The following is a 2,440-nucleotide window of genomic DNA, read 5'->3' as shown; positions in this document are numbered from 1 at the left end:
ACGTAAGTCCCTTTAAAACAACTGTAAAGGAGCTTGTTCCTTCTTCCGCAGCTGTGTAAGGGACTTGAATCCATTCCCCGAACTTTTCTTCTTCATCTCCTACTTTTGGAAAGTACTCTCGATACTCCACTCCTCGTGCAGTAATGTCTTTAGTACCGTCATCATAGACATTCGTAACTACGCTCACTGTGTCATCTTTATGACTTGGATCAAAATAGATCATGTCCATCGGATCCACCGTAAGCTTAACACCAGGCGCTGTCGGCGCCGTATAGCCATACACCCAGGTTTCTTTCATATTTCCAGCCGTCACAGAATCTACTACTGCGCCGAAAACTTTATCCATAATACTAATTTGATCGCGACTTCCGCCGAACATGACGAAATTTTTGCCATCAAAAGCCATGTTGGCATAACTTAGCGGGAAAGGCACCTGATTGGGAAGCCCTTGAACCTCATAAACCTTTCCGTCCTTATCCATATTACTTTTATACATAACCCCGGTGGAGAATTTTAAAGGAGCTTTTTCCCACCCACTTTTATACCACCCATAGGCCATGCTCCCAAATGTCGGAGGGTACGTGCTCGTTGGTAACTTTAAATTTTTAACCAATTCGTTATCATAAGTATGGACATAGTCGCGCTCTCCGCCAAAAAAGACAACGCGCCGCCCATCATAGGCCATCGCCTGCCCCCAACGCCCGTAAGCCTCAGGACCATTCGTCGAACTCCAGGACTTTGCCTCACGGTCCCACTTCCACAATAATGGAGAGCTGTCATCGTGCGTGACCGTCTTCGTTACTTTCGTACCTACACTCGTATACTCTTTCGTAATAGAGCCTGCATTCCCGCCGTAAAGTACAGCCGTGTTGCCGTCAAAAGCCATCTGCCCGCCATAGGCAGCAGGCGGCTTCTCAGCAGGATTAGCTTCCGTCCAGCCTGTTCCATCCCACAGCCAAGTATCGTCTTGAAGAGTCTTAGAACCTCCGCTGCCTGAATATCCGCCGAATAGCACCAGCTGTTTGCCGTCGAAGGCAAGCTGAGCGCCTCCGCGAGCTGTCGGGGAACCAGGAAGCCCTGTAACTTGCTCCCACTTGGCATTCATACCATCCCAAAGCCAAGTATCACCTAGCAGCACGCCGGACTGACCCTCGCCTCCGAATAGAAGAACTTTGCCAGTGGCTGGATCATAAGACATGGCTGCGCCTTTGCGTTTTGACGGAGAAGGAGTAAGATTCTGCTGTTCTTGCCAAGTTTGTTCATGGCCATCCCAAATCCATGTCTCATCGAAAAACTTGTTGTTATCCTGACCTCCGAACATAACCACATTCTCAGCCATCTCGTCAAAGACCATGGAGGCACCTTGTCTGGCATCAGGTGAAAGATTCGTTGTTACTCTTTTCCATGTATAGTCCGTAATTTGTGTTGCAGGACCATATGTGTTCTGAAGCACTGTTTTGGTTCCGTTAGCCACTCCTGCCGCTTGAGCTACACTCGACCCGCCGTGTAAGAGCGGTAAGTACTGTAATAGCAACGCTGCAATTAATAGTTTGGCCCATCCGGCTTTCTRACGTCTATTCAACGTTTATTCCCCTTTTCGTAGTTTTCATCAACACCTACACAAAGGTAGTTCTCAAATACCCCTACTGAATACCTACTTAATGTAGAAATTTGTCGATGTATATAAAATTTATATCGACATTTTCTCACAAAATATTTAGAAAAGTATTAGTTCAATGATATTTTTTGTCATAAAAATGATAAAAGTTAGCAATATATTAGGATAAACGGAAATCATCCTACTAATTAACTAATACGAAATAGGTCTAAAATACCGCATTTCCATACAGCACAAGTGCTAAAAGCAACCATTTGCCATAGGAACCTTTTTCAAGAATATTTCTCCACCATTCTAATTAAATAATTACGAAATTCTTCAACATATGATTCGGGCTCTAAGATTTCTATATGTGTACCGAGGCTTGCTAGGAATTGAAAACCAATACTGTTTTGAGGAACATGGATGGTGGCTAAGAAATTATCAGAACTATAGTTTTCAATACTCTTTCGACCGTACCTTTCAATGAATTGATCTCTAATGCTAGGCGAAATAAACGCTTTAATAGCGACTAATTGCGGTTGATAACTTGCTTCATGTTCTTGTTCCAATGAATAGTCTCTAGGGTTGAATGTCTTTTCATCCATATGAAGATGATCGATCCTGGCTAATTTAAATGTTCTATATCCCTGACGGTGTAAACAGAATCCCCTCAAATACCAGCTCGTTTCGCTAAAATGAAGCAAGTATGGCTCGACAATTCGATTAGTAGTTGTGCCATTTTTATCTATATAATCAAATGAAACTAACCTTCTCTTTAATATCGATTCCTGGCATATTTTCAAGGTTTGAAGAATCTCAGACCGACCCTCCCACTCATAG

The 2,440-nt window shown here is 43.4% G+C and carries 2 protein-coding genes; both read right to left on the bottom strand.

Translation table 11 applies throughout. The features are described from left to right. A partial coding sequence (locus tag AC1DUA_RS33770) for a Kelch repeat-containing protein (RefSeq protein ID WP_477503898.1) occupies positions 1-1,582 on the bottom strand: 1,582 nt, incomplete at its 3' end. A gap of 308 nt (positions 1,583-1,890) precedes the next feature. Further along, on the bottom strand, positions 1,891-2,440 hold a 550-nt coding region (locus AC1DUA_RS33765), incomplete at its 5' end, for a helix-turn-helix transcriptional regulator (RefSeq protein WP_477503897.1).

Source organism: Paenibacillus sp. 01T422 (assembly GCF_056398785.1).
This window is presented reverse-complemented; position numbering and strand designations above follow the sequence as displayed.